This window comes from Mesorhizobium sp. LNJC394B00, assembly GCF_000502555.1.
In the GTDB taxonomy this organism is placed as follows: Bacteria; Pseudomonadota; Alphaproteobacteria; order Rhizobiales; family Rhizobiaceae; genus Mesorhizobium.
The window spans coordinates 334,632-353,220 of sequence record NZ_AYWH01000002.1; the positions used below are offsets into that span (position 1 = coordinate 334,632).

General features: G+C 65.6%; 17 protein-coding genes. 7 read left to right on the forward strand and 10 right to left on the reverse strand.

Translation table 11 applies throughout. The features are described 5' to 3' along the window. Positions 1 to 33: 33 nt before the first annotated feature. The 7 genes from X751_RS157515 to X751_RS157490 form a co-directional block, all read right to left on the reverse strand. A complete protein-coding gene (locus X751_RS157515) occupies positions 34 to 1,005 on the reverse strand; it encodes an ABC transporter permease (protein ID WP_023744111.1) in 972 nt (323 codons plus the stop codon). Beyond that, the gene (locus tag X751_RS157510) at positions 1,002 to 2,552 is read right to left on the reverse strand and encodes a sugar ABC transporter ATP-binding protein (protein ID WP_023744112.1); all 1,551 of its coding nucleotides are present in this window, start codon (positions 2,550 to 2,552) and stop codon (positions 1,002 to 1,004) included. Before X751_RS157510 ends, X751_RS157515 begins: the two co-directional genes overlap by 4 nt. Before the next feature lie 277 nt (positions 2,553 to 2,829). After that, positions 2,830 to 3,864 (reverse strand): ABC transporter substrate-binding protein, encoded by a 1,035-nt coding sequence (locus tag X751_RS157505; RefSeq protein ID WP_023704174.1) that lies wholly within the window; start codon positions 3,862 to 3,864, stop codon positions 2,830 to 2,832. A gap of 78 nt (positions 3,865 to 3,942) precedes the next feature. Further along, positions 3,943 to 4,857, reverse strand: coding sequence for a sugar phosphate isomerase/epimerase (locus X751_RS157500; protein ID WP_023744113.1), 915 nt, complete (start codon positions 4,855 to 4,857; stop codon positions 3,943 to 3,945). A 23-nt stretch (positions 4,858 to 4,880) separates the two neighbouring features. After that, complete coding sequence (locus X751_RS01000000163585; RefSeq protein WP_348524578.1) at positions 4,881 to 6,335, reverse strand: mannitol dehydrogenase family protein; 1,455 nt, start codon at positions 6,333 to 6,335, stop codon at positions 4,881 to 4,883. A gap of 153 nt (positions 6,336 to 6,488) precedes the next feature. After that, positions 6,489 to 7,271, reverse strand: a complete 783-nt coding sequence (locus X751_RS157495; RefSeq protein ID WP_023744114.1) for an SDR family oxidoreductase — start codon at positions 7,269 to 7,271, stop codon at positions 6,489 to 6,491. A 79-nt stretch (positions 7,272 to 7,350) separates the two neighbouring features. Further along, complete coding sequence (locus tag X751_RS157490) at positions 7,351 to 8,238, reverse strand: MurR/RpiR family transcriptional regulator (protein ID WP_023744115.1); 888 nt, start codon at positions 8,236 to 8,238, stop codon at positions 7,351 to 7,353. 301 nt (positions 8,239 to 8,539) lie between these two features. Between X751_RS157490 and X751_RS157485 the strand changes: the two genes are divergently transcribed. Further along, the gene (locus tag X751_RS157485; RefSeq protein ID WP_023737575.1) at positions 8,540 to 9,724 is read left to right on the forward strand and encodes a Gfo/Idh/MocA family oxidoreductase; all 1,185 of its coding nucleotides are present in this window, start codon (positions 8,540 to 8,542) and stop codon (positions 9,722 to 9,724) included. A 6-nt stretch (positions 9,725 to 9,730) separates the two neighbouring features. Here X751_RS157485 and X751_RS157480 read toward each other — a convergent pair whose 3' ends face one another. Genes X751_RS157480 through X751_RS157470 form a run of 3 tightly spaced genes read right to left on the reverse strand, consistent with a single transcriptional unit; the run spans position 9,731 to position 12,773 of the window. Further along, complete coding sequence (locus X751_RS157480) at positions 9,731 to 10,594, reverse strand: carbohydrate ABC transporter permease (protein WP_023671061.1); 864 nt, start codon at positions 10,592 to 10,594, stop codon at positions 9,731 to 9,733. Continuing rightward, the gene (locus tag X751_RS157475; RefSeq protein WP_023744116.1) at positions 10,591 to 11,481 is read right to left on the reverse strand and encodes a sugar ABC transporter permease; all 891 of its coding nucleotides are present in this window, start codon (positions 11,479 to 11,481) and stop codon (positions 10,591 to 10,593) included. The genes X751_RS157480 and X751_RS157475 overlap by 4 nt, the downstream gene beginning before the upstream one ends. Further along, on the reverse strand, positions 11,481 to 12,773 hold the full coding sequence (locus X751_RS157470) for an extracellular solute-binding protein (RefSeq protein ID WP_023744117.1): 1,293 nt from the start codon (positions 12,771 to 12,773) through the stop codon (positions 11,481 to 11,483). Before X751_RS157470 ends, X751_RS157475 begins: the two co-directional genes overlap by 1 nt. A gap of 316 nt (positions 12,774 to 13,089) precedes the next feature. Here X751_RS157470 and X751_RS157465 point away from each other — a divergent pair, with 316 nt between their 5' ends. Genes X751_RS157465 through X751_RS157440 form a run of 6 tightly spaced genes read left to right on the forward strand, consistent with a single transcriptional unit; the run spans position 13,090 to position 18,576 of the window. Further along, positions 13,090 to 14,364, forward strand: coding sequence for an extracellular solute-binding protein (locus X751_RS157465; RefSeq protein WP_023704167.1), 1,275 nt, complete (start codon positions 13,090 to 13,092; stop codon positions 14,362 to 14,364). Between the two features lie 49 nt (positions 14,365 to 14,413). Then, positions 14,414 to 15,346, forward strand: coding sequence for a sugar ABC transporter permease (locus X751_RS157460; protein WP_031246963.1), 933 nt, complete (start codon positions 14,414 to 14,416; stop codon positions 15,344 to 15,346). After that, complete coding sequence (locus tag X751_RS157455) at positions 15,343 to 16,200, forward strand: carbohydrate ABC transporter permease (protein ID WP_023691908.1); 858 nt, start codon at positions 15,343 to 15,345, stop codon at positions 16,198 to 16,200. The genes X751_RS157460 and X751_RS157455 overlap by 4 nt, the downstream gene beginning before the upstream one ends. Beyond that, positions 16,197 to 16,937, forward strand: a complete 741-nt coding sequence (locus X751_RS157450) for a PIG-L family deacetylase (RefSeq protein WP_031195993.1) — start codon at positions 16,197 to 16,199, stop codon at positions 16,935 to 16,937. The genes X751_RS157455 and X751_RS157450 overlap by 4 nt, the downstream gene beginning before the upstream one ends. Then, entirely contained in the window at positions 16,934 to 17,809 is an 876-nt protein-coding gene (locus X751_RS157445; RefSeq protein WP_023691907.1) for an ROK family protein, read from the forward strand. Before X751_RS157450 ends, X751_RS157445 begins: the two co-directional genes overlap by 4 nt. Further along, the gene (locus X751_RS157440; protein ID WP_023683130.1) at positions 17,806 to 18,576 is read left to right on the forward strand and encodes a GntR family transcriptional regulator; all 771 of its coding nucleotides are present in this window, start codon (positions 17,806 to 17,808) and stop codon (positions 18,574 to 18,576) included. Before X751_RS157445 ends, X751_RS157440 begins: the two co-directional genes overlap by 4 nt. The last annotated feature ends 13 nt before the right edge of the window (positions 18,577 to 18,589 follow it).

Consider the following 18,589-nt stretch of genomic DNA (forward strand, 5'->3'; position numbering starts at 1 on the left):
GAACGCCGACGTCTCTCTGCGACAGCACACCCATCATTGCCGCCCCCGCATGGTGATAAACGCCCCGAACATCACCACCGCCACCATGATCAGCCCTTCAATAATCGCGGTGACATTCGGGTCGATGGCGAGCAGCGTCAGGTCGGTGCGCACCAGCCTCAACACGAAGACGGCGACGATGGGGCCGAGCAGGCCGCCCTTGCCGCCGCCAAGCGCGACGCCGCCCAGCACCACGGCGGCGACGCTGGCGAGCAGATAGGGGCCGGGGATGGGGGCGCCGATGCCGGTGCTCATGGTCAGCGCCAGGCCGCCAAAGGCGGCGAACAGGCCGGACAGCGCATAGGCGATGATGCGGGTGCGCTTGACCGGCACGCCGGAGCGGAACGCCGCCAGTTCGCTGGAGCCGATGGCGTAGATGGAGAGGCCCAGGCGCGAGCGCCGCAGCGGGATCCAGATGACGCAGAGGCAGACGATCAGCACCAGCAGCGCCTTGGGCAGCCAGGCGTCTATGGTGTCGGGCAGGCCGGGGATCGGAACGGTGCCGGAGATCAGCACCTTCAGCCATTCGGCGATGCCGCCGCCCGGCGCGTCGAGCACCAGCAGGGCGGCGCCCTGCAGCACGAACAGCATGGCGAGGGTGACGACAATGTCGGGCACGCGGGTGACGACGATGAGCAGGCCGTTGAGCGCGCCGAGCACGAAACCCATGGCGAGCACGAAGGGCACCACGAACAGCGCGTATTCCTCGCTCGCGCCATTCATCATCGAGGCCGCGGTGACGCTGGTCAGCGCCATCATGGCGGCGACCGACAGATCGATGCCGCCGGCGATGACGACCACCGTCTGCGCGGCGACTGCGAAGGCATAGGGCAGAACGGCGCGGGCGAGCGAGCCGAAATCATTGCTGCCATAGGCCGGCTGGATGATCCGGGTGGCGATGAACAGGACGATGAGCAGGGCGAACAGGCCGACGACCCAGCCCTGGCGGCGCAGTAAATGGCTCATGGCGTCGCCTCCGGCGAAGCCGAAGTGTTCGCGGTCGGGTCTGCCAATATGCCGATGTCGGCCTTGGCACCGCGCGGCAGGCCGTAGGCGGCGCGCATCAGCGCCGGCTCGTCGGCCTCCTCGACGGGCAAGATGTCGACGAGGCGGCCGCCGAAGATGACGATGACGCGGTCGCAGACGCGCTGCACCTCTTCGAGTTCCGAGGTGTAGAACAGCACCGACTTACCGTTGCCGGCGAGTTCGCGCAGCAGCTTGTAGATCTCCTGCTTGGTGCCGACATCGATGCCGCGCGTCGGGTCGAAGCACAGGATGGTGCGGGCATCCGCCGCGATCCAGCGGGCAATCGTCACCTTCTGCTGGTTGCCGCCGGACAGGCGCTGCACCTCGCCTTGCGCGCGGGTGTCGATCTGCAGCCGCTCGATGGCGCTGAGCACGGTCGCGCGTTCGCGGCGCATGTTGATCGGACCCCAGTTGCGCAAGGCAGCGCTGAAAGGCAGCGCGATGTTTTCGCGCACCGAGCGCTGCATGGCGAGCGCTTCCGAGCGGTCGCCCGGCACATAGGCAATGCCGGCGCGGATGGCGTCGATCGGGTGGGCGAATTTCACTGGCTGGCCATCGACTTCGATCGTGCCGCCGGAGGGCCGGATCGAGCCGGCAAGGGCGGCGAACAATTCGTCCTGGCCCTGGCCTTCGAGCGCCACGACGCCGGCGACTTCGCCGTCGGCGAGATCGAAGGAGACGTCGCTGAGCTTGGCGCCGACGCGGAGATTGCGCACGGAGATGCGCGGCCGGGCAGCTGCGGGCGCGACCTTCTCGGCGGCGCTGCGGGCGGCGACATGAGTTTTCACGATGCGGGTGCCGAGCATCAGCTCGACGATCTTTTCCTCGACTCCGGGTACGATGTCGACGACACCGACGGTCTCGCCGTCGCGCAGCACGGTGGCGCGGTCGCACAGTGCGGAGATTTCGACGAAGCGGTGCGAGATGAAGATCACGGCGCGACCGGCATCGCCCTGGCGGCGCACCACTTCCAGCACTTTTTCGGCGAGGTTGGCGGGCAGGGCCGCCGTCATCTCGTCGAGCAGCAGCACGTCCGGCTCGACGGCGAGCGCCCGCGCCAGGTCGAGCACGCGCAGCACGGCCAGCGGAATGTCGCGCGCGGTGTCGCGCAGATCGAGGTCGGTGATGCCGAGCTCGCGCACCCAGGCGCGGAACGGCTCGACCGGCGTGCCGGTGAGCCTGAGATTGGAGAGAACGTCGAGATCGGGGATTAGCGACGGCTCCTGGTAGACCGGCAGCAGCCCGGCGCGGCGCGCGTCGGCGGGCGAGCGAATGTCGCGCGCCTCGCCACGGATCAGGATGCGGCCGGAGTTCGCCGGAATGGCGCCGGTCAGGATCTTCACCAGCGTCGACTTGCCGGCGCCGTTGGCGCCCATCAGCGCGTGGACCTCGCCCGGCAGCACGGAGAGCGACGCGTTGCGAAGCGCTGCAACCGCGCCGTAGTACTTGGCGACGCCGGTGGCGTCGAGGAGGGGGCTGGTGGTCAACTGGTTTGTTGTCAAAATTGATGGTTCCAGAAACTAATGTCGGCGCTCTACGGCGCCCCCCTCTGTCCTGCCGGACATCTCCCCCACAAGGGGGGAGATTGGCAGTTCCGGCGCCGCCCCTCGTCTTGCGACGTAGAAAATTAGCGAAAGCCGAGATGACAGCCAATCTCCCCACCTGTGGGGGAGATGTCCGGCAGGACAGAGGGGCGCGGTAGAGCGCTAGTCTGTGTGGCGAGGACGGCCGTTCGCCGTCCTCGCCAGTTCATTCAAACCAGGCTTACTCCCCCGGCCCCTTGCAGGCCACGATCTGCTCCTTCGTGTAGGTCGTCCACTCCGGGATCGAGATCGAGACCGGCCATTCCGGGCTGAGCGACGGGTCGGCGGCTGCCTTCAGCTTGGCCTTGCCTTCGTCGGTGGCGTTGTCCCACAGCTGCGGGTCGACCAGCACGGTCTGCTGCGCCGGCTTCTTGCCGTCGAGGATCTGCAGTGCCAGCGTCACGCCCGCGCCGCCGATCGAGCCGGGGTTGGTGACGGCTGCACCGACGAGACCTTTCACCGAGCTCAGCTGGCCGACGAAGCCGGCATTGTCGGCGCCGACCACCGGCACCAGCGGCGCCTGCGATTCGACCAGCGCGTCGACGATGACGTTGTCGATGCCCGACGTCCACACGCCGTTGAACGGCGTGCCGGTGGCCAGGAACGACAGCATCTGCTGCTTGGCCTGATCCTGCTGCCAGCCGGTGAAGACTTCCTGCGCCACCTTCACGCCGGGGTTTTCGGCCAGCGCCTTCTTGAAGCCTTTGTCGCGATCGCTATCGGCCGAGGCGCCGGCGGCACCGCGCATGTAGAACACTTCGCCCTTGCCGCCCATCTGCTGGAACAGCCATTTGGCGCCGAGATAGGCATACTGTTCCTGGTTGTTGGAGATGATGTAGGCCGACGGTTCGGTCACCGCCTGGTCGACGGCAACGACGACGATGCCGGCCTTGGTGGCTTCTTCCAGGCCCGCCTTGATGCCGGCGGGATCAGCGGGGTTGACGACGATGGCGTCGACCTTGGCGCTGATCAGATTGCGGATGTCTTCGAGCTGGCCGGCGGCATCGGTGTTGCGGTGGGCGATGTTGAGCTTCGTCACTTCGCCCGAAGCCAGCGCCTGCGCCTTCATGGCGCAGACCATTTCCTCGCGCCAGCCATTGCCCTGCACGGTGTTGGAAATGCCGATCGTATATTTGGCTTCGGCCGACGACACGCCCATCGATGCCAGCAAGGCAGCGCCCGCAAGCAACGGGACCATGGTCAGTATTTTCTTCATGTCAGTACTCCTCCACATTGTTGTTTTTCGTCTCAGGGCCAGACCCTTCGGCAGGATCGGACCAAGTCATTCACCTCGTCATTTGACGAAGGGGCGCAGCACGTCGCGGGCGAGCAGGAAGCCCCGCTTCACCGCATCGTCGCTGCCTTCAAACCGCCTGTCCTCATGTTCGATGATGACCGAGCCGTCATAGCCGGCGCGGTAGAGGCCGGAGAAGAAGCCGCTCCAGTCGACATCGCCCAATCCCGGCATGCGCGGCACCTGCCAGCCTATCCCGGCGGAAAGGATTCCGCGCTCATACAAACCATCATGATCGATCATCAAATCCTTGGCGTGGACATGCAGCATGTAGGGGCCGAACTCCCGGATGAAACGGCCCTGGTCGATCATTTGCCAGACCAGGTGCGAGGGGTCGAAATTCATGCCGACCTCGCCGCCCCAGGCCTCGAGGATGCGCCGCCAGATGTAGGGCGAATAGGCGATGTTGTGCCCGCCCGGCCACTCGTCATAACTGAAGATCATCGGGCAGTTCTCGAAGGTGAGTTTTACCCCGTGATCGCGCGCATAGGCGACGGTCTCGGGCCAGACTTTCAGCGCGTCCTGCCAGTTGACGTCGACGGTCTTCGAGGCATCGCCACCGCAGAAGGTGTTGACCACCGGCACGCCCATATTGGCGGCCAGCACGATGACCTTCTTCAGATGGCCGATGACGGCCTCGCGATGGGCGGGGTCCGGATGCAACGGGTTGGGATAGTAGCCGAGGCCGGAGACCGTCAGCTTCTTCTCCGTCAGCGAGGCGACGATCTCCTTGGCCTGCGCGAGCGAGGTGGAAGCGGCATCGATATGGCTGGTGCCGGCATAGCGCCGCGTCGCGCCGGAGGTCTTCGGCCAGCAGGCGATTTCCAGCGCCTCGAAGCCGGCCGAGTGCGCCCAGTCGGCAACCTCGCCAAGCGGCGTCTCCGCAAAAGGTGCTGTAAGCACTCCTAGTTTCATTCTGCCTCCCTAGACCCCGACGACTATAATGCCGATTGTTTGGATCGCTTCAACCTCGCGACCTCATCTTGTTCGAGACTGTGCCGGACAGCCGCCATCGGATCGTCCGACAGCAGGTCGCCCAGCGCCGATGTGACGGCCGCGCGGAACGTCCCGTCAACGGCAAGGCCGGGGTCGAATATCCCGTCGATGGCAAGGATGGCGGACACCAGCGCGCTGGCATCGGGACCCGTCGCGTCGGCGATTGCGGCGACCTTGCCGGCATAGGGATCCGACACCGGCCAGCGTCTGCCGAAACGTTCCGAGGCCTGGATCAGATAGGCCATCCAGCCGGCGACCGGCACCGACAGCAGGCCGATGCTCTGGCCCATCGCAAGCCGGTCGCGGATCGGGTTGAGCAGGCGCTGGACGATCTTCTGCGAACCGTCGGTTGCGACCTGGTGGTTGCGGTGGCGGATCGCGGTGTTCTTCAGCCGGCCGAGGCTCTGCTCGACATAGGCAAGCGGCAGGATGCCCGGCACCGGCATCAGCGTCGGCACAGTCTCTTCGACCAGCATGCGCCTGATGAAGTCCGACAGCAGCGGGTCGGCCATTGCATCCGATGTGTGCTCGAGACCAGCCAGAACGCCGAGCGTGGCGAGTGCCGTCTGGGCGCCATTCAGCACCCGCATCTTGAGATGCTCAAACGGCGTGACGTCGTCGACAAAGGTGGCGCCGACCAGATCCCAGCGCGGCATGCGGCCGGCGAATTTTTCCTCGATCACCCATTGCCGGAACGGCTCACCGACAGCGACGGCGGCATCGTGGTAGCCGAACCATTGTTCGACACTGTCGAGGTCATCCTGCGTCACCGCCGGCGCGATGCGGTCGACCATGGCCGCGGGGAACGCGACATTGGCCTCTATCCAGCGGGCCAGCCCTTTGCTCCGCCGTTCGGCAAACGTCCGCACGACATTGTTCAGAATAGTACCGTTGGTCGGGATGTTGTCACAGGAGAGAAACGTTATGGGTCGCTCATGTGTGGCCCTGCGCTGCTCCAGCGCCCGCACCAGCAGGCCGGGCACGCTGCGCGGCGTCTCGGGGTTGGCGAGGTCGTGGACGATGTCGGGATGGCCAAGGTCGAGTTCGCCGCTGGACGGGATGTGGCAATAGCCTTTTTCGGTCACCGTCATCGTCACCAGCTCGATATCGGGTGAGATCAGCACGCCGAGCGCCGGTGCCGCACTCTCCTGGCTGTCGACCACCCGGACGATGCTGCCGATGACGCGCGCCTCGATGTGGCTGTTCTCGCGGATCAGCCTTGTGTAGAGCCCGCCCTGCCGTCCCAGCGTGTCGGCAAGGCTGGGCGGACGGATGTTGATGCCGACGATGCCCCAGCGGTCGAAGCGCAGCGAGATGAGATCGTCGGTGTATTCGGCCTGATGGCANGATGTTGATGCCGACGATGCCCCAGCGGTCGAAGCGCAGCGAGATGAGATCGTCGGTGTATTCGGCCTGATGGCAGCGATGGAAGGCGCCGACGCCGAGATGCGCCATGCCGGGCGCCAGCATCGTGCGGTCGTAGGACGGTGTCTGGACCGAAGCCGGCAAGCGATCGAGCAGCGCCGGCCCAAGCGTTTCGGTGGAAGCGCTCACCGGTTCGCTCCGATCACCGCCTGCTCCTGGTCGATGACCGCGCCGGTCATCGGGCCGGCGGCGTCGGACAGCAGGAAGACGGCGAGGCTGGCGATGTCGTTCGGGGTCAGCAGCCGCCCGAAAGGCTGCGCGGCATTGGCCTTGTCGAGCCAGCCGGGGCCGTTGCCCAATGTCTCCGCCTGCATGATGCGTTCGGCCGGCGTGTCGGTCCAGCCGACATTGATGCCGTTGACGCGGATGCGGTCGAAGCGGTGGGCGTTGGCGGCGTTCCTGGTCAGCGTCGCCAGCGCGCCCTTGGTGGCGGAATAGACGGCAAGCTCCGGCGAGCCGCAATGGGCATTGATCGACAGAATGTTGAGAATGGCGCCACCTTGGCCGCGCTGCTTCATGTCGGCAATCGCCGCCTGCATCAGGAAGAACGGCGCGCGCGCATTGACGGCAAACAGCGCCGCCCAATCGTCGAGGCTGGCGTCGAGGAAAGAGGCGCGATCGGTCAGGCCGGCGGCGTTGACCAGCGCATCGATGCGGCCGAAGCGCTCGATGCAGGCCTGCGCCAGAAGGGTGGGGGCGTCAGGATCGGCAAGGTCGGCGGCGACGAAGATGGTCGGCGTGCCCAATTGCGAAAGCTCGGCCGCCACGGCCTCGCCACGCGCCCTCTCGCGCCCGGTGACCAACAGCCCGGCGGCACCGGAACGTGCCAGCGTCTCGGCAATGGCGCGGCCAATGCCTTGCGTCGACCCGGTGACCAGAGCCACCTTGCCGTCAAGCCGGATCTCCATTCCTCCTCCCGGGAATAAAGTTTCTATTTTGAGAAATATGGAACGGCAATTCCCGATAGTCAATTGGACCAGTGACGCCTCATTCGCCGCGCAGCGTCGCCACGCCATGGACCAGCGCCATCCCAACGGCGAGCGATGCCGCCAGTGAGCGGAAGCCGGCAAAGTCGGATTCCACCACTTCCAGCCAGCTGTCCGAGAGCGGGGTCAGCGGGCTGAAGGTGCTGTCGGTGACGGTGACGATACGCGCCTTGCGCTCATGCGCCACCGCGACGAGATCGGGCGTGATCGAATTGTAGGGGCTGAAGGAGACAGCGAGCACGGCATCCCGGCCGCCGATGCAGCCGATCTGGTCGAGTGCGGAGGAGCCGACATTGTCGACCAGCACGTTGCGCACGCCCTGCTGCGAGAGCGTCAGCGAGAGATAGGCGGTGACGGGAAAGGCGCGCTTGGAGCCGATGACATAGATCAACTCGGCCGCTGCCAGCAGCGCCACCATCTTGTCGAAACTCTCGACATCGAAGCCGGCCTCGATGCGGCCAAGCGAGGCCTGCGATGCGCCGACCATGCCGTGCAGGAAATGCAGATTCGGCTCGGTCTCAGTGCGCGGCTCGCCGCGCCCTTCCGGCCATGAGCCCTTGATGTGCTCCTTGAACAGGCCCTGGAAATCGGAAAAGCCGGAATAGCCGAAGATCTGGGCAAAGCGCACCAGAGTCGAGGGCTGCACGCCGGCCTGTGCCGCAACCTGCGCGATGGTGCCGAGCGCGACGTCGCTCGGATGCTGCCACAGGAAGATTGCCACCTGGCGCAGCCGCTTGGGGAAATGCACCGTGCCCGACGACAGCACGGCGCGCAGCTCCTCGTAGGTCTGCGGCTGGATATAGCCGAGTGCTGCCAGGGAGCGCCCGCGCTTGCGCGTCGCCGCCTCGTCGGTGCTGGACCGTCCGGATGCCTTGCTTGCCCCAGTCATGATTTCAGGCTAGCGCGATACGATCGTTTTACAATATGAAAATTGGAAATCATGTTCGAAAGTGTGACTGATGCGAGCGGTCAAAAGCAGCGCTCTACGGCGCCCCCCTCTGTCCTGCCGGACATCTCCCCCACGGGTGGGGAGATTGGCAGTTTCGCCTTCGGCGCCCTCTTGCGACGTCTGAGATTGGCGAAGGCCGCTGTGGTGCCTGATCTCCCCCCTCGTGGGGGAGATGTCCGGTAGGACAGAGGGGGGCGGGACAGAACTCGACGACGGCAAAACTGTCTTCCCAGGAGGAAACATGGTCTACGCAACATCGGACGGATCGGCGGGCAAGCGGCTGCGGGTCGGCATGGTCGGCGGCGGCCGCAACGCTTTCATCGGCGCGGTGCATCGGCTCGCCATGCGCCTCGACGACCAGATCGTGCTGGTCGCCGGCGCGCTGTCGTCGGACCCGGAAAACGCCGCCGCATCGGCCGCCGTGATCGGCATCGCGCCCGAGCGCAGCTATGCCGATTATCGCGCCATGGCACGAGCCGAAGCGGCGCGGCCGGACGGCATCGAGGCGGTGGTCATCGTCACGCCCAACCATCTGCACGCGCCGATCGCCACGGCCTTTCTCGAGGCCGGCATCGACGTGATCTGCGACAAGCCGCTGTCGACGACGCTGGCCGACGCAGAAGCATTGGTGGCGCTGGCGCGGGAGAAAAAGCGACGCTTCGTCGTCACGCTCAACAACACCGGCTACGCCATGGTCCGCCAGGCGCGCGAGATGGTGGCGGCGGGCGCGCTTGGCCGCATCGTGTCCGTGCATGGCGCCTACATCCAGGACTGGCTGACCAAGCCGATCGACGCCGAGGGCCAGAAGCAGGCGGAGTGGCGCACCGATCCGGCGCGCGCCGGGCAGTCGGCGGTGCTGGCCGATATCGGCGTGCATGCCTTCAACCTGGCAAGCTATATCTCCGGCTGTGAGGCCGAGGCGGTGTCGGCCGATCTGTTCACCGCCGTCCCCAGACGCCGGCTCGACGACAATGCGCATGTGCTGGTGCACTGGACGGGCGGGGCGCGCGGCACGATCCTCGCCAGCCAGACCTCGCCCGGCCACTACAATGATCTCTCGGTGCGCATCTATGGCGACAAAGCCGGGCTCGAATGGTCGGGCGGCCGGCCGGAAGAACTGCGCTTCTCCATCTACGGCGAGGAGACCCGCACGCTGGTGCGCGGCGGCCATGGCTCGACCACTGAGAGCCAGCGCGTGTCGCGCATGCCGGCGGCGCATCCGGAGGGATATATCGAGGCCTTCGCCAATTTCTACCGCGACGCCGCCGACATCATTCGCGCGCACCGTTCGGGCGGGTCGGTTGATCCGGCGCGCGCGGCACAGGTGCCCGATGTCGTCGATGGCGCGCGCGGGGTGAAGTTTGTGGCGGCGGCGGTGGAGTCGAATGCTGCGGGTGGGGCTTGGACGGCGGCACGGTTCGGGTGAGGCGAGCTATCCCTTGATCGCCGAGCCGACGATGGAATCGACGAAGAAGCGCTGCAGGAAGACGAACAGGATGAGCGGCGGCAGCACGGCCAGCGTGGCGCCGGCCATCACCAGGCCGGTGTTGACCGCGCCCCTGTTGTAGCTCAGCAACCGGCTCAGGCTGATGACGATCGGATAGGCGTCGGCATTGCCCTGCAGCACGGTCAGCGGCCACAGATAGCTGTTCCAGTGATAGACGAAGGCGAAGAGGGCCAGAGCCGCGATTGCGGGGGCGACGCTCGGCGCGACGATCTTGTAGAGGATCAAGAACTCCGAGGCGCCGTCCATGCGCGCGGCGTCGATGAGCTCGTCGGGCACGCCGGAGATGAACTGGCGCATCAGGAAGATGCCGAAAGCATTGGCGAGATTGGGCACGATGATGCCGGCGAGGCTGGCGTTGAGGCCGATCGAGCCGACCAGGCGATAGAGCGGGATCAACGTCACGATCGGCGGCAGGAACATGGTGGCGATCAGCAGAGAAAACAGCAGCGACTTCCCGGGGAAGTGGTATTTGGCGAAGGCGTAGCCGGCCATCATGCTGGTCAGCAGGATGCCGGCGGTGGTGATCGAGGCGATGACCAGAGAATTCCACATCGAGCGGCCGACATTGATCACGCCCGACACCTTCTCATAGGCGTCGAGGCTCGGCGTAAGGGGGATCCACACCGGCGGCACCTGCATGCTCTCGGCCGGCGTCTTGAGGCTCGACAGCGCCATCCAGACCAGCGGGAAGGCCGAGGCGACGGCGACCAGCAGCATCAGCGTCGCCAGCAGCGCCTTGCGGCCGGACGGGCGCCGGCGCGACAGCCGGCTCGACGATCCCGCGCTCATTCGTCGTTCTTCCGGTTGGCGAAGGCAAACAGCGCGCAGACGACGACAATCAGCGAAAGCATCAGCATCACCGCCATGGCCGAACCCAGTCCACCCTGCGCACGCTCGATGCCGACGCGGCGGATGTGGTAGGTCAGCACATTGGTCGAGCCGACCGGCCCGCCCTGCGTGATCAGGGCAACCGGCTCGAACACCTGCACGGCGTTGATGATGGCGATGACGGCGCTGAACAACAGCGTGCGCCGCATCAGCGGCAGCGTGATGAAGCGGAACTGCTCGAAACGGTTGGCGCCGTCGAGCTTTGCTGCTTCATACAGGCTGCCGGGGATTTGCGTCAGTCCGGCGATCGCCAGCACGGTGAAATAGCCGACCTGCTGCCAGACATTGAGGAAGACGATCGAGATCAGCGCCGAGCGCGGCGACGACAGGAAAGGCTGCGGGCCGATGCCGATAAGGCCGAGCATCTGGTTGAGAGGGCCTTCGCTCGGCGAATAGAGTTTCGACCACACCAGCGCCACGGCGATCATCGGCACCATGTAGGTGGCAAACAGCACCGTGCGCAGCGCCGTGCCGCCGGCGACATCGCGCTGGTAGACCATCAGCCCAAAGGCCACCGACAGCGGCAGGATGAGGATGACGGAGAGCGCGGTGTAGACGGCTGTGTTGACGAGCGCGGCCTTGAAATCGCGGCCGACCGAGGTGGCCCCGAAAATCTCGCGGAAATTGTCGAGGCCGATGAAGCTGGCGCTGGAAAACGGTGTCTGCGTCGACCAGTCCTGGAACGACAGCCAGACGGTGAGCAGCATCGGCAACAGGACGAAGATGCCGATCAGCGTCACGGCGGGCGCCAGCATGATGCCCGCCGAGGCACGGTACCTCTGAATCATTATTTGGCGGCGCGCTCCAGGATCGAAATGGCGTCGGCCTGCGCCGTCGCCTGCGCATCCTTGGCCGAGACCTGGCCATACTGCAACGCCTCGAGCGTCTGCTGCAGCGATTCCGAGAATTCCTGGCCGCCGGGCACGACAGGGAACGGCTTGGCGTCGGTGAGCACGCTGACATAGCCGGAGAGGAATTCCGAGCCGAGCTTGTCCTTGTGCGCCTCGATGTCGGAGAGGCGTGAGGGCAGGATGCCCATCGACATCAGGATATCCGACATCGCGGAAGCGCCGTTCTTGCCGGACTTTGGATTGTTCAGCCAGGCGAGGAAGTCCCACGCCGCCTTCTGCTCGGCGGCACCTGCATTGGCGTTGACCACGGTCATCCAGGAGTAGGAGATCGAATGCGGCTTGTCGCCGCTCGGGCCGACGGGAATCGGCGCCGTTGCAATGTCGGCGAACTTGTCGCCCATGCCGGCCTTCAGTGCGCTCTCCCACCAATTGGCCATGATGATCATGCCGGTCTTGCCGGAGACGAAATTGTCGAGGAAGGGGCCGGTGGTGTTGGCGTCTGCGGTCGCCATCGCCGGCACGCTGGCGCCCGACTTGATCAGGTCCTCATAGAACTGGAAGGTCTCGGTCGCCTGCGGGCTGTCCAGCACCGGCTTGCCGTCCTTGACCAGGTCGCCGCCATTGGACACCAGCAGCGAGGCGAAGGGGTGGACGACGCCGGCGGCCCATGAATTGATCATGCCGAAGCCTTGCTGTCCCGCATCCTTATTGGTCAGCTTCTTGGCCGCATCCTTGAATTCGTCCCAGGTCTTGGGTGGCGCCGCGATGCCGGCCTGCTTGAACAGCGCCTTGTTATAGTTCAGCGCATAGACATCGATCTCGTTGGGGATGCCGTAGAGCGTGCCGCCGACCGAGGCGGCGCTGGTGACGCCCGCCGGCCAGGCGGCCATGACCTCGCTGGCCACCGCATCGGGAGCGGGCGCGACCAGCTTGTCGCGCGCCAGTTCCGGCAACCAGAGATCGTAGATGCCGCCGATCGTCGGGCCGTCCGCGCCGCCGCCTTGCGAGCGCAGCGTGGTCAGGAGGTCGCCAAAGGGGACGGCACGCACGGTGACGCTGACATCCGGATTGGTCTTGGCATAATCCTTGGCCGCCGCTTCCAGCAGCGCCACCGTCTCCGGCGACCAGTGGGTGAGATAGGAGATGTCGACCGATTGCGCCCAGGCCGTGGCGGGCAGGATGGCGAGGCCTGCGGCCAGTGCCAGTTTCGACGTCCAGGCAAACGACATTCCTCATCCTCCCTATCGGTTCACATGAGGTTATGACAAGTCAGCGCGGCGACGCAAGGGCTTGCTGGCGAAAAAGTCTCACATGGTACGGTCACAGATTTCTTTGCGGCGCTGGAATGTGGATATTTATCGTTAGGTAACAAACGGATGCAGGTACTGCAATGTCGTGAGGGGGCCAACGCCGCCATTCCTGAGGCGCAGCAGACCTCTTGCGAATACCGCTATGTCGTTATAATGACTTTTGCTGAACCAATGACTTCTCACGGCACGGGAACGCCGCGGGACGCCAAGGACAGAGAACAATGGGAGACTGGCAATGAGCATGCTTTCACTTCACCGGCGCGCAGCACTTGGGCTGATCGGCGGCCTTGCCGCCGCCTGCGCCGGCGTCTTCGCCTCATTGCCGGCGCGAGCCGCCGACAGCACGGTGACGCTGTGGAGCTGGCGCACCGAGGACGAGGCCGCGATGCGCCGCATCTTCGATGCCTTCGAGGCGAAGAGCCCCGGCATCAAGGTCGCCATCCAGTTCACGCCCGATGCCGACTACCAGAACCGGCTGAGTACGGCGCTGCGCGGCGGGCGCGGGCCCGACATCGCCCAGCTCAAGGCCTATGGCGAATTGCAGCCCTTCGTCGAGGCGGGCTATCTCGACGCGCTGGACGACAGCGTGCCGGAGCTGAAGAACATGGAGGACGCAGCGCTTGGCGGCGCGCGTGGCCGCGCTGACGGCAAGCTCTACGGCGTGCCCTACTCGGTGCCGATGATGGGCGTCTTCTACAACCAGGATATCTTCGCCGCCCAGGGCATCGAGATCCCCAAGACCTACAAGGATTTCACCGCCGTCTGCGAGAAGCTGAAGGCGGCCGGCATCACCCCGATCGCCACCGGTGGCGCCAACGGCTCGGCCTGGGAACTGGAGATCGCCGTCGGCGTCGTCGGCCCGACCGTCTATGGTCCCGGCTTCTACGACGAGATGATGAGCGGCAAGGCGACCTTCGAGGATCAGCGCTATGTGGCGGCGCTGAAGCGCTTCGCCGAGCTGAAGCCGTATTTCCCCGACGGCTTCGCCGGCATCGACTACACCACCGCCACGCAGCAGTTCATCGGCGGCAAGGCGGCGATGTTCCTCGGCGGTTCGTTCGAGAACGGCAGCTTCAAGGCGCAGAACCCGAAGCTGAAATTCTCGATCTTCCCGTTCCCCGCCGACGATGCCGGTGCAAAACTCTACACCTCGGCCTTCTCCGACGGCTCCTATGGCCTGGTCTCCGAGAGCCAGAACAAGGAGGCCGCGACCAAGGTGCTGGGCTTCATCGCTTCGGCAGAGTTCGCGCAGATGTTCGCCGACGAGCTCGGCTGGCCGCCGGCCCGCACGGATGTGACGGTGAAGGATCCAGTGCTGGCCTCGATGATGGAGATGGCGAAGAATTCGACGCCCTATCTGACGCTGGTCGGCTTCCGCTGGCAGTCGCCGACGGCGTCTTCGGTGCTGCAGTCGGAGATCATCGACATGGTCGAAGGCAACATCGCGCCGGAGAAGCTGGCGGCCGACATGCAGGCCGCGGTCGCCACCTGGTTCAAGCCGAAGCAGTAGGCGCGGCCGGTCGCAAAAGCGGCCGGCCTCTCACGGACCAGAAAAGCGCATGAGCACCCTTCGCCGCACCAGCAGCCTTCGCCGCACGCAGCAGCGCATGGCCGTGCTGTTCATCCTGCCGGCGCTGGCAGTCTATGCGCTGTTCGTCCTCTATCCCCTGGGGATGTCGCTGTGGGGCAGCTTCTTCGTCTGGAAGGGGCTGCGCATGGTCGAGTTCGCCGGCCTGTCGAATTTCGCAAGGCTGTTCGCTTTCCCGAGCGGCGCGCGGATCTACGGCGCGCTGTGGCACAACACCGCCTGGTTCTTCGGCATCATGGTCTTCCAAAATGGCCTCGGCCTGTTGTTTGCCTGGCTGCTGTTCCTGCGCGACAAGGGTGCGGCCTTCTTCCAGTCGGTGTTCTTCTTTCCGGCGGTGCTGAGCCCGGTGATCGTCGGCGCGCTGTGGCGGTTGCTTTTGGCACCGGGCGGCGTCGTCGAATGGGCGCTGAACGGGCTTGGCCTGCACCAGGGCAGCCTGACCGTGCTCGGCAACAGCCACACCGCGCTCGCCATGCTGATCGCCGTCGATGCCTGGAACTGGATGGGCCTGCCGGTGCTGATCTACACGGCAGGTCTGCGGCAGATTTCCGGCCAGATTTTCGAGGCGGCAAAACTTGACGGCGCCGGCAATGCGCGCATGCTGTTCTCGATCGCGCTGCCGCTGCTGATGCCGGCGCTGGGCACGCTGACGACGCTGTCGTTCATCAACACCTTCAACCAGTTCGACATCGTCTATGTCACGCAGGGCGTGCAGGGCAATCCGAGCTATTCGACCGACACGCTGGTGACCTACTTCTACCGGCTGGCCTTCGGCGCGGAAGGCGCTGTCGGCATCACCGATATCGGTCTGGCGCTGGCGCTCGGCACCGTGCTGTTTTTGATCCTCAGCATCGGCACGCTCATGATGCTGCGCTTCTTCGACCGCCGCACGGTGCAGCTATGAGCGCGCTGGCGATTGCGCAGAGGCCAGACATCTCTCGGCAGCTGGCGCGGCTGCCCGGCTGGACGGTGCTGGTCGTTTGGACGGCGGCTGTGCTGTTGCCGCTCTACATCCTTGTCGTCTCCTGTTTCAAGACCACGGCCGAGATCTACGACAACAGGCTCGGCCTGCCGCAAAGCTTTGCCTTCGACAATTTCATCAACGCCTGGACGCGCGCCGATCTCGGCCAGAATTTCATCAACAGCCTGATCGTCACGGGCGGCGCCGTCATCCTCACCATCGTCGTCTCGGCGATGGCCGCCTATCCGCTCAGCCGCTACAAGCTTGGCTGGAATGCCATCATGCTCGGCCTGTTCCTGTCCGGCATCATGCTGCCCATCCGGTTGGCCTCGGTCGAACTGTTCACGCTGATGCGCAATCTCGGCCTGCTGGATTCGCTGACCGGGCTGATCCTGGTCTATTCGGCGATCCGCATTCCCTTCGCCGTCTTCATCTTCGCCAATTTCATGCGCGTCTTGCCCTCCGAGTTGGACGAGGCCGCGCGCATGGACGGCGCCGGCGAGGTCCGCATCCTGTTCCAGATCATCCTGCCGATGGTCAAGCCGGCGGTGTCGATCGTGGCCATCTTCACCGCGATCGCGGTGTGGAACGATTTCTTCTTCCCGCTGATCTTCATCTTCGACGACCGCTACAAGACGGTGCCGCTGGCGATCAGCATCTTCGTCGGCCAGTTCCGCACCGACTGGGGCCTGGTGTTCGCCTCGCTGGCGATATCCATGGCGCCCATCCTGATCATGTATTGTCTGCTGGCGCGCCAGATTCGCGAAGGCGTGGGCACCGGAGGAGGCATGAAATGATCGAAGACAGAATTTATGCGGCGAAATCCATCCTGGTGGTCGGCGCGCACGCCTTCGATGCCGAGGTGATGGCCGGGCCGCTGGCGGCCGCTGCCGTCAAGCGCGGCGCCACGGTGACCTTCCTGCATCTGACCATGGGTGAGCAGGGCCATCCGTACCTGGTTCCCGCGCATTATTGCGTGCAGAAGGAAGAGGAAGCGGGCAGCGCGGCGGAGCGGCTCGGCGTCACCATGCGTGGCTTTGGCCTGCGCGACGGCTTCCTGCCCACAGACGATCAGACGGCGCTCGAAGTGGGCGACATCATTCGCGAGCTGAAACCCGAGATCGTCATCACCCATTGGCATGGCAGTTGGCACAAGGACCATCGCGCCGCCGCCCATTTGACGAAGACCGGTATCTTCTTCGCCGGACTGCCGACCGTTGCCAGCGACCATCCGGCGCACACGCCGCAACTGCTGCTGTTCGGCGAGAACTGGGAGGACGATGACGGCTTCCGGCCCGAGCATCTCGTCGATGTCAGCGACGGGTTCGAGGCCTGGCGCGACGCGGTCATGGAGTATGAGCTGGCGCGCGGCCTGAGCAGCTTCCCCTATGTCGACTATTACAGTTCGCTCTACCGGCTGCGCGGCTGCCTGCGCGGCACGCGCCATGCGCAGGCCTTCGCGGCGGCGTCGCATTCGTGGAATGCCGGCAGCGGTCTGTTCTCGCTCCCCTTCGGCAAAGGGTCGGGTCGATGACGCGGGTACTCGCCATCGATCTCGGCGCCACCAATCTGCGCGCTGCCGTATCTACGGGCGATGTCGGTGCGTTGGAGGCGCTGGGCAGCGAGCCGGCGCCGGCAACCCTTGATGCCTTCATTGCGCGCATCGACGCGCTGTGCACTGAGGCCGGGTCGGTCTCAGCGCTTGGCATCGCGGTGCCGGGTCTGGTCGAGGGCTCAATCTGCCGCTGGATCCCCAACTTGCCGTTCCTCGACGGCGTCGATATCCAGCCGCTGTTTCCCAAAGTGCGCGTAGCGCTCGGCAATGACGCACAGATCGCGCTGCTGGGAGAGGCTGTCGAAGGCAGTGCGAAAAACATGCCGGATGCGATCCTGCTCGCCATCGGCACCGGTATCGGTTCGGCGGTGCTGGCCAATGGCCGCATCGTTGCCGGCGCGCATGGCGGCGCCTGCTCGTTCGGCTGGGCCTGCGCCGACGTGAGGGATCATGGTGAAGAGCGCAGCGGCTGGCTGGAGCGCGTTGCGTCGGGCCGGGCGCTCGATGCCCTTGCCGGCCAGATCGGCCTTGCCGACGGCCGCCAACTGATCGCCGCTGCCCAGGCCGGCGAGCTGGCTGCACTCACCTTGCTTGAACTGCCGGCGCGACAGCTCGGCACCGCGCTGGCAGGCGCTGTCGCGCTGCTCGATCCGCAAGCGGTGCTGATTTCGGGTGGTTTGGCGGAGGCGCTGGATGTGATCCGGCCGCCGCTGCTTGCGGCGCTGCGACGTCAACTGCCGCCACATCTGCGCGGCATCGACGTCAAGGCTGGAAAGTTCGGTCCCCGCGCCGGTCTGGTCGGCGCGGCGCTGGCCGGCGCCGTTGGGCAAGGGTGGAGGCAGGTGCGATGAGCGAAGCAAGCTTTCAGCAACCGGACCGCAGACGGCCGGAGCCGCTCTGGTACCAGGTCGAAGAGGCGATCCGAGCCATCGTCAAGAGCGGCGAATGGGCAACGGGCGACCAGATCCCGGCGGAGGACAGGCTGTGCGCCCTGTTCGGCGTCAGCCGCATCACGCTGCGCCACGCCTTGCGCAATCTCGAGGAGGCAGGACTGCTCAGGCGCGAACATGGCCGCGGCACGTTCGTGCGCTCGACCACGCTGGTCGCCGGCACGCGCGAGCTGACCAGCTTTACCCAGGAGATGGGCAATATGGGCGTGGTCGCGGGCTCGCGCCTGCTCGACTGCAGCCTGACCACCGCCAATGCGGCGGCTGCCGGCGCGCTGGAGATCGAGGAGGGCGATCCGGTGGTGCGCATTCGCAGGCTGCGGCTCGGCAACAACGAGCCGATCGGCATCCAGACGGCGCAGCTGTCGGCGGTGCGCGTGCCGGGCTTCCTCGATGCCGGCCTGCTGCAGGGCTCGCTCTACGAGGCGCTGGAGCGCCATTACGGCATCGTGCCGGTGGCCGCGCGGGAGAACTACCGGGTCGGCGCGGTCGGCGCGGCGGACGCCGAACTGCTCGACCTCGCTGTCGGCAGCCCGGCCTTCGTCGTCGAACGCATCACCACCGACGAGCGCGGCCCGTTCGAATTCACCGTCTCGATCATGCGCGGCGACCGCTACGAAATCCGCTCGACGCTGCGCGCCGGACGCGTGCCGCTGAACCCGAGAAGCTGATCCATTCCAGACC

What these genes read in the sequence shown, in the direction of transcription:
- X751_RS157460 (WP_031246963.1), top strand. Translation starts at nt 14,414, where the DNA reads ATGAGCACCCTTCGCCGCACCAGCAGCCTTCGCCGCACGCAGCAGCGC.
- X751_RS157515 (WP_023744111.1), bottom strand. Translation starts at nt 1,005, where the DNA reads ATGAGCCATTTACTGCGCCGCCAGGGCTGGGTCGTCGGCCTGTTCGCC.
- X751_RS157480 (WP_023671061.1), bottom strand. Translation starts at nt 10,594, where the DNA reads ATGAGCGCGGGATCGTCGAGCCGGCTGTCGCGCCGGCGCCCGTCCGGC.
- X751_RS157505 (WP_023704174.1), bottom strand. Translation starts at nt 3,864, where the DNA reads ATGAAGAAAATACTGACCATGGTCCCGTTGCTTGCGGGCGCTGCCTTG.
- X751_RS157475 (WP_023744116.1), bottom strand. Translation starts at nt 11,481, where the DNA reads ATGATTCAGAGGTACCGTGCCTCGGCGGGCATCATGCTGGCGCCCGCC.
- X751_RS157445 (WP_023691907.1), top strand. Translation starts at nt 16,934, where the DNA reads ATGACGCGGGTACTCGCCATCGATCTCGGCGCCACCAATCTGCGCGCT.
- X751_RS157450 (WP_031195993.1), top strand. Translation starts at nt 16,197, where the DNA reads ATGATCGAAGACAGAATTTATGCGGCGAAATCCATCCTGGTGGTCGGC.
- X751_RS157465 (WP_023704167.1), top strand. Translation starts at nt 13,090, where the DNA reads ATGAGCATGCTTTCACTTCACCGGCGCGCAGCACTTGGGCTGATCGGC.
- X751_RS157455 (WP_023691908.1), top strand. Translation starts at nt 15,343, where the DNA reads ATGAGCGCGCTGGCGATTGCGCAGAGGCCAGACATCTCTCGGCAGCTG.
- X751_RS157495 (WP_023744114.1), bottom strand. Translation starts at nt 7,271, where the DNA reads ATGGAGATCCGGCTTGACGGCAAGGTGGCTCTGGTCACCGGGTCGACG.
- X751_RS157440 (WP_023683130.1), top strand. Translation starts at nt 17,806, where the DNA reads ATGAGCGAAGCAAGCTTTCAGCAACCGGACCGCAGACGGCCGGAGCCG.
- X751_RS157485 (WP_023737575.1), top strand. Translation starts at nt 8,540, where the DNA reads ATGGTCTACGCAACATCGGACGGATCGGCGGGCAAGCGGCTGCGGGTC.
- X751_RS157500 (WP_023744113.1), bottom strand. Translation starts at nt 4,857, where the DNA reads ATGAAACTAGGAGTGCTTACAGCACCTTTTGCGGAGACGCCGCTTGGC.
- X751_RS157470 (WP_023744117.1), bottom strand. Translation starts at nt 12,773, where the DNA reads ATGTCGTTTGCCTGGACGTCGAAACTGGCACTGGCCGCAGGCCTCGCC.
- X751_RS157490 (WP_023744115.1), bottom strand. Translation starts at nt 8,238, where the DNA reads ATGACTGGGGCAAGCAAGGCATCCGGACGGTCCAGCACCGACGAGGCG.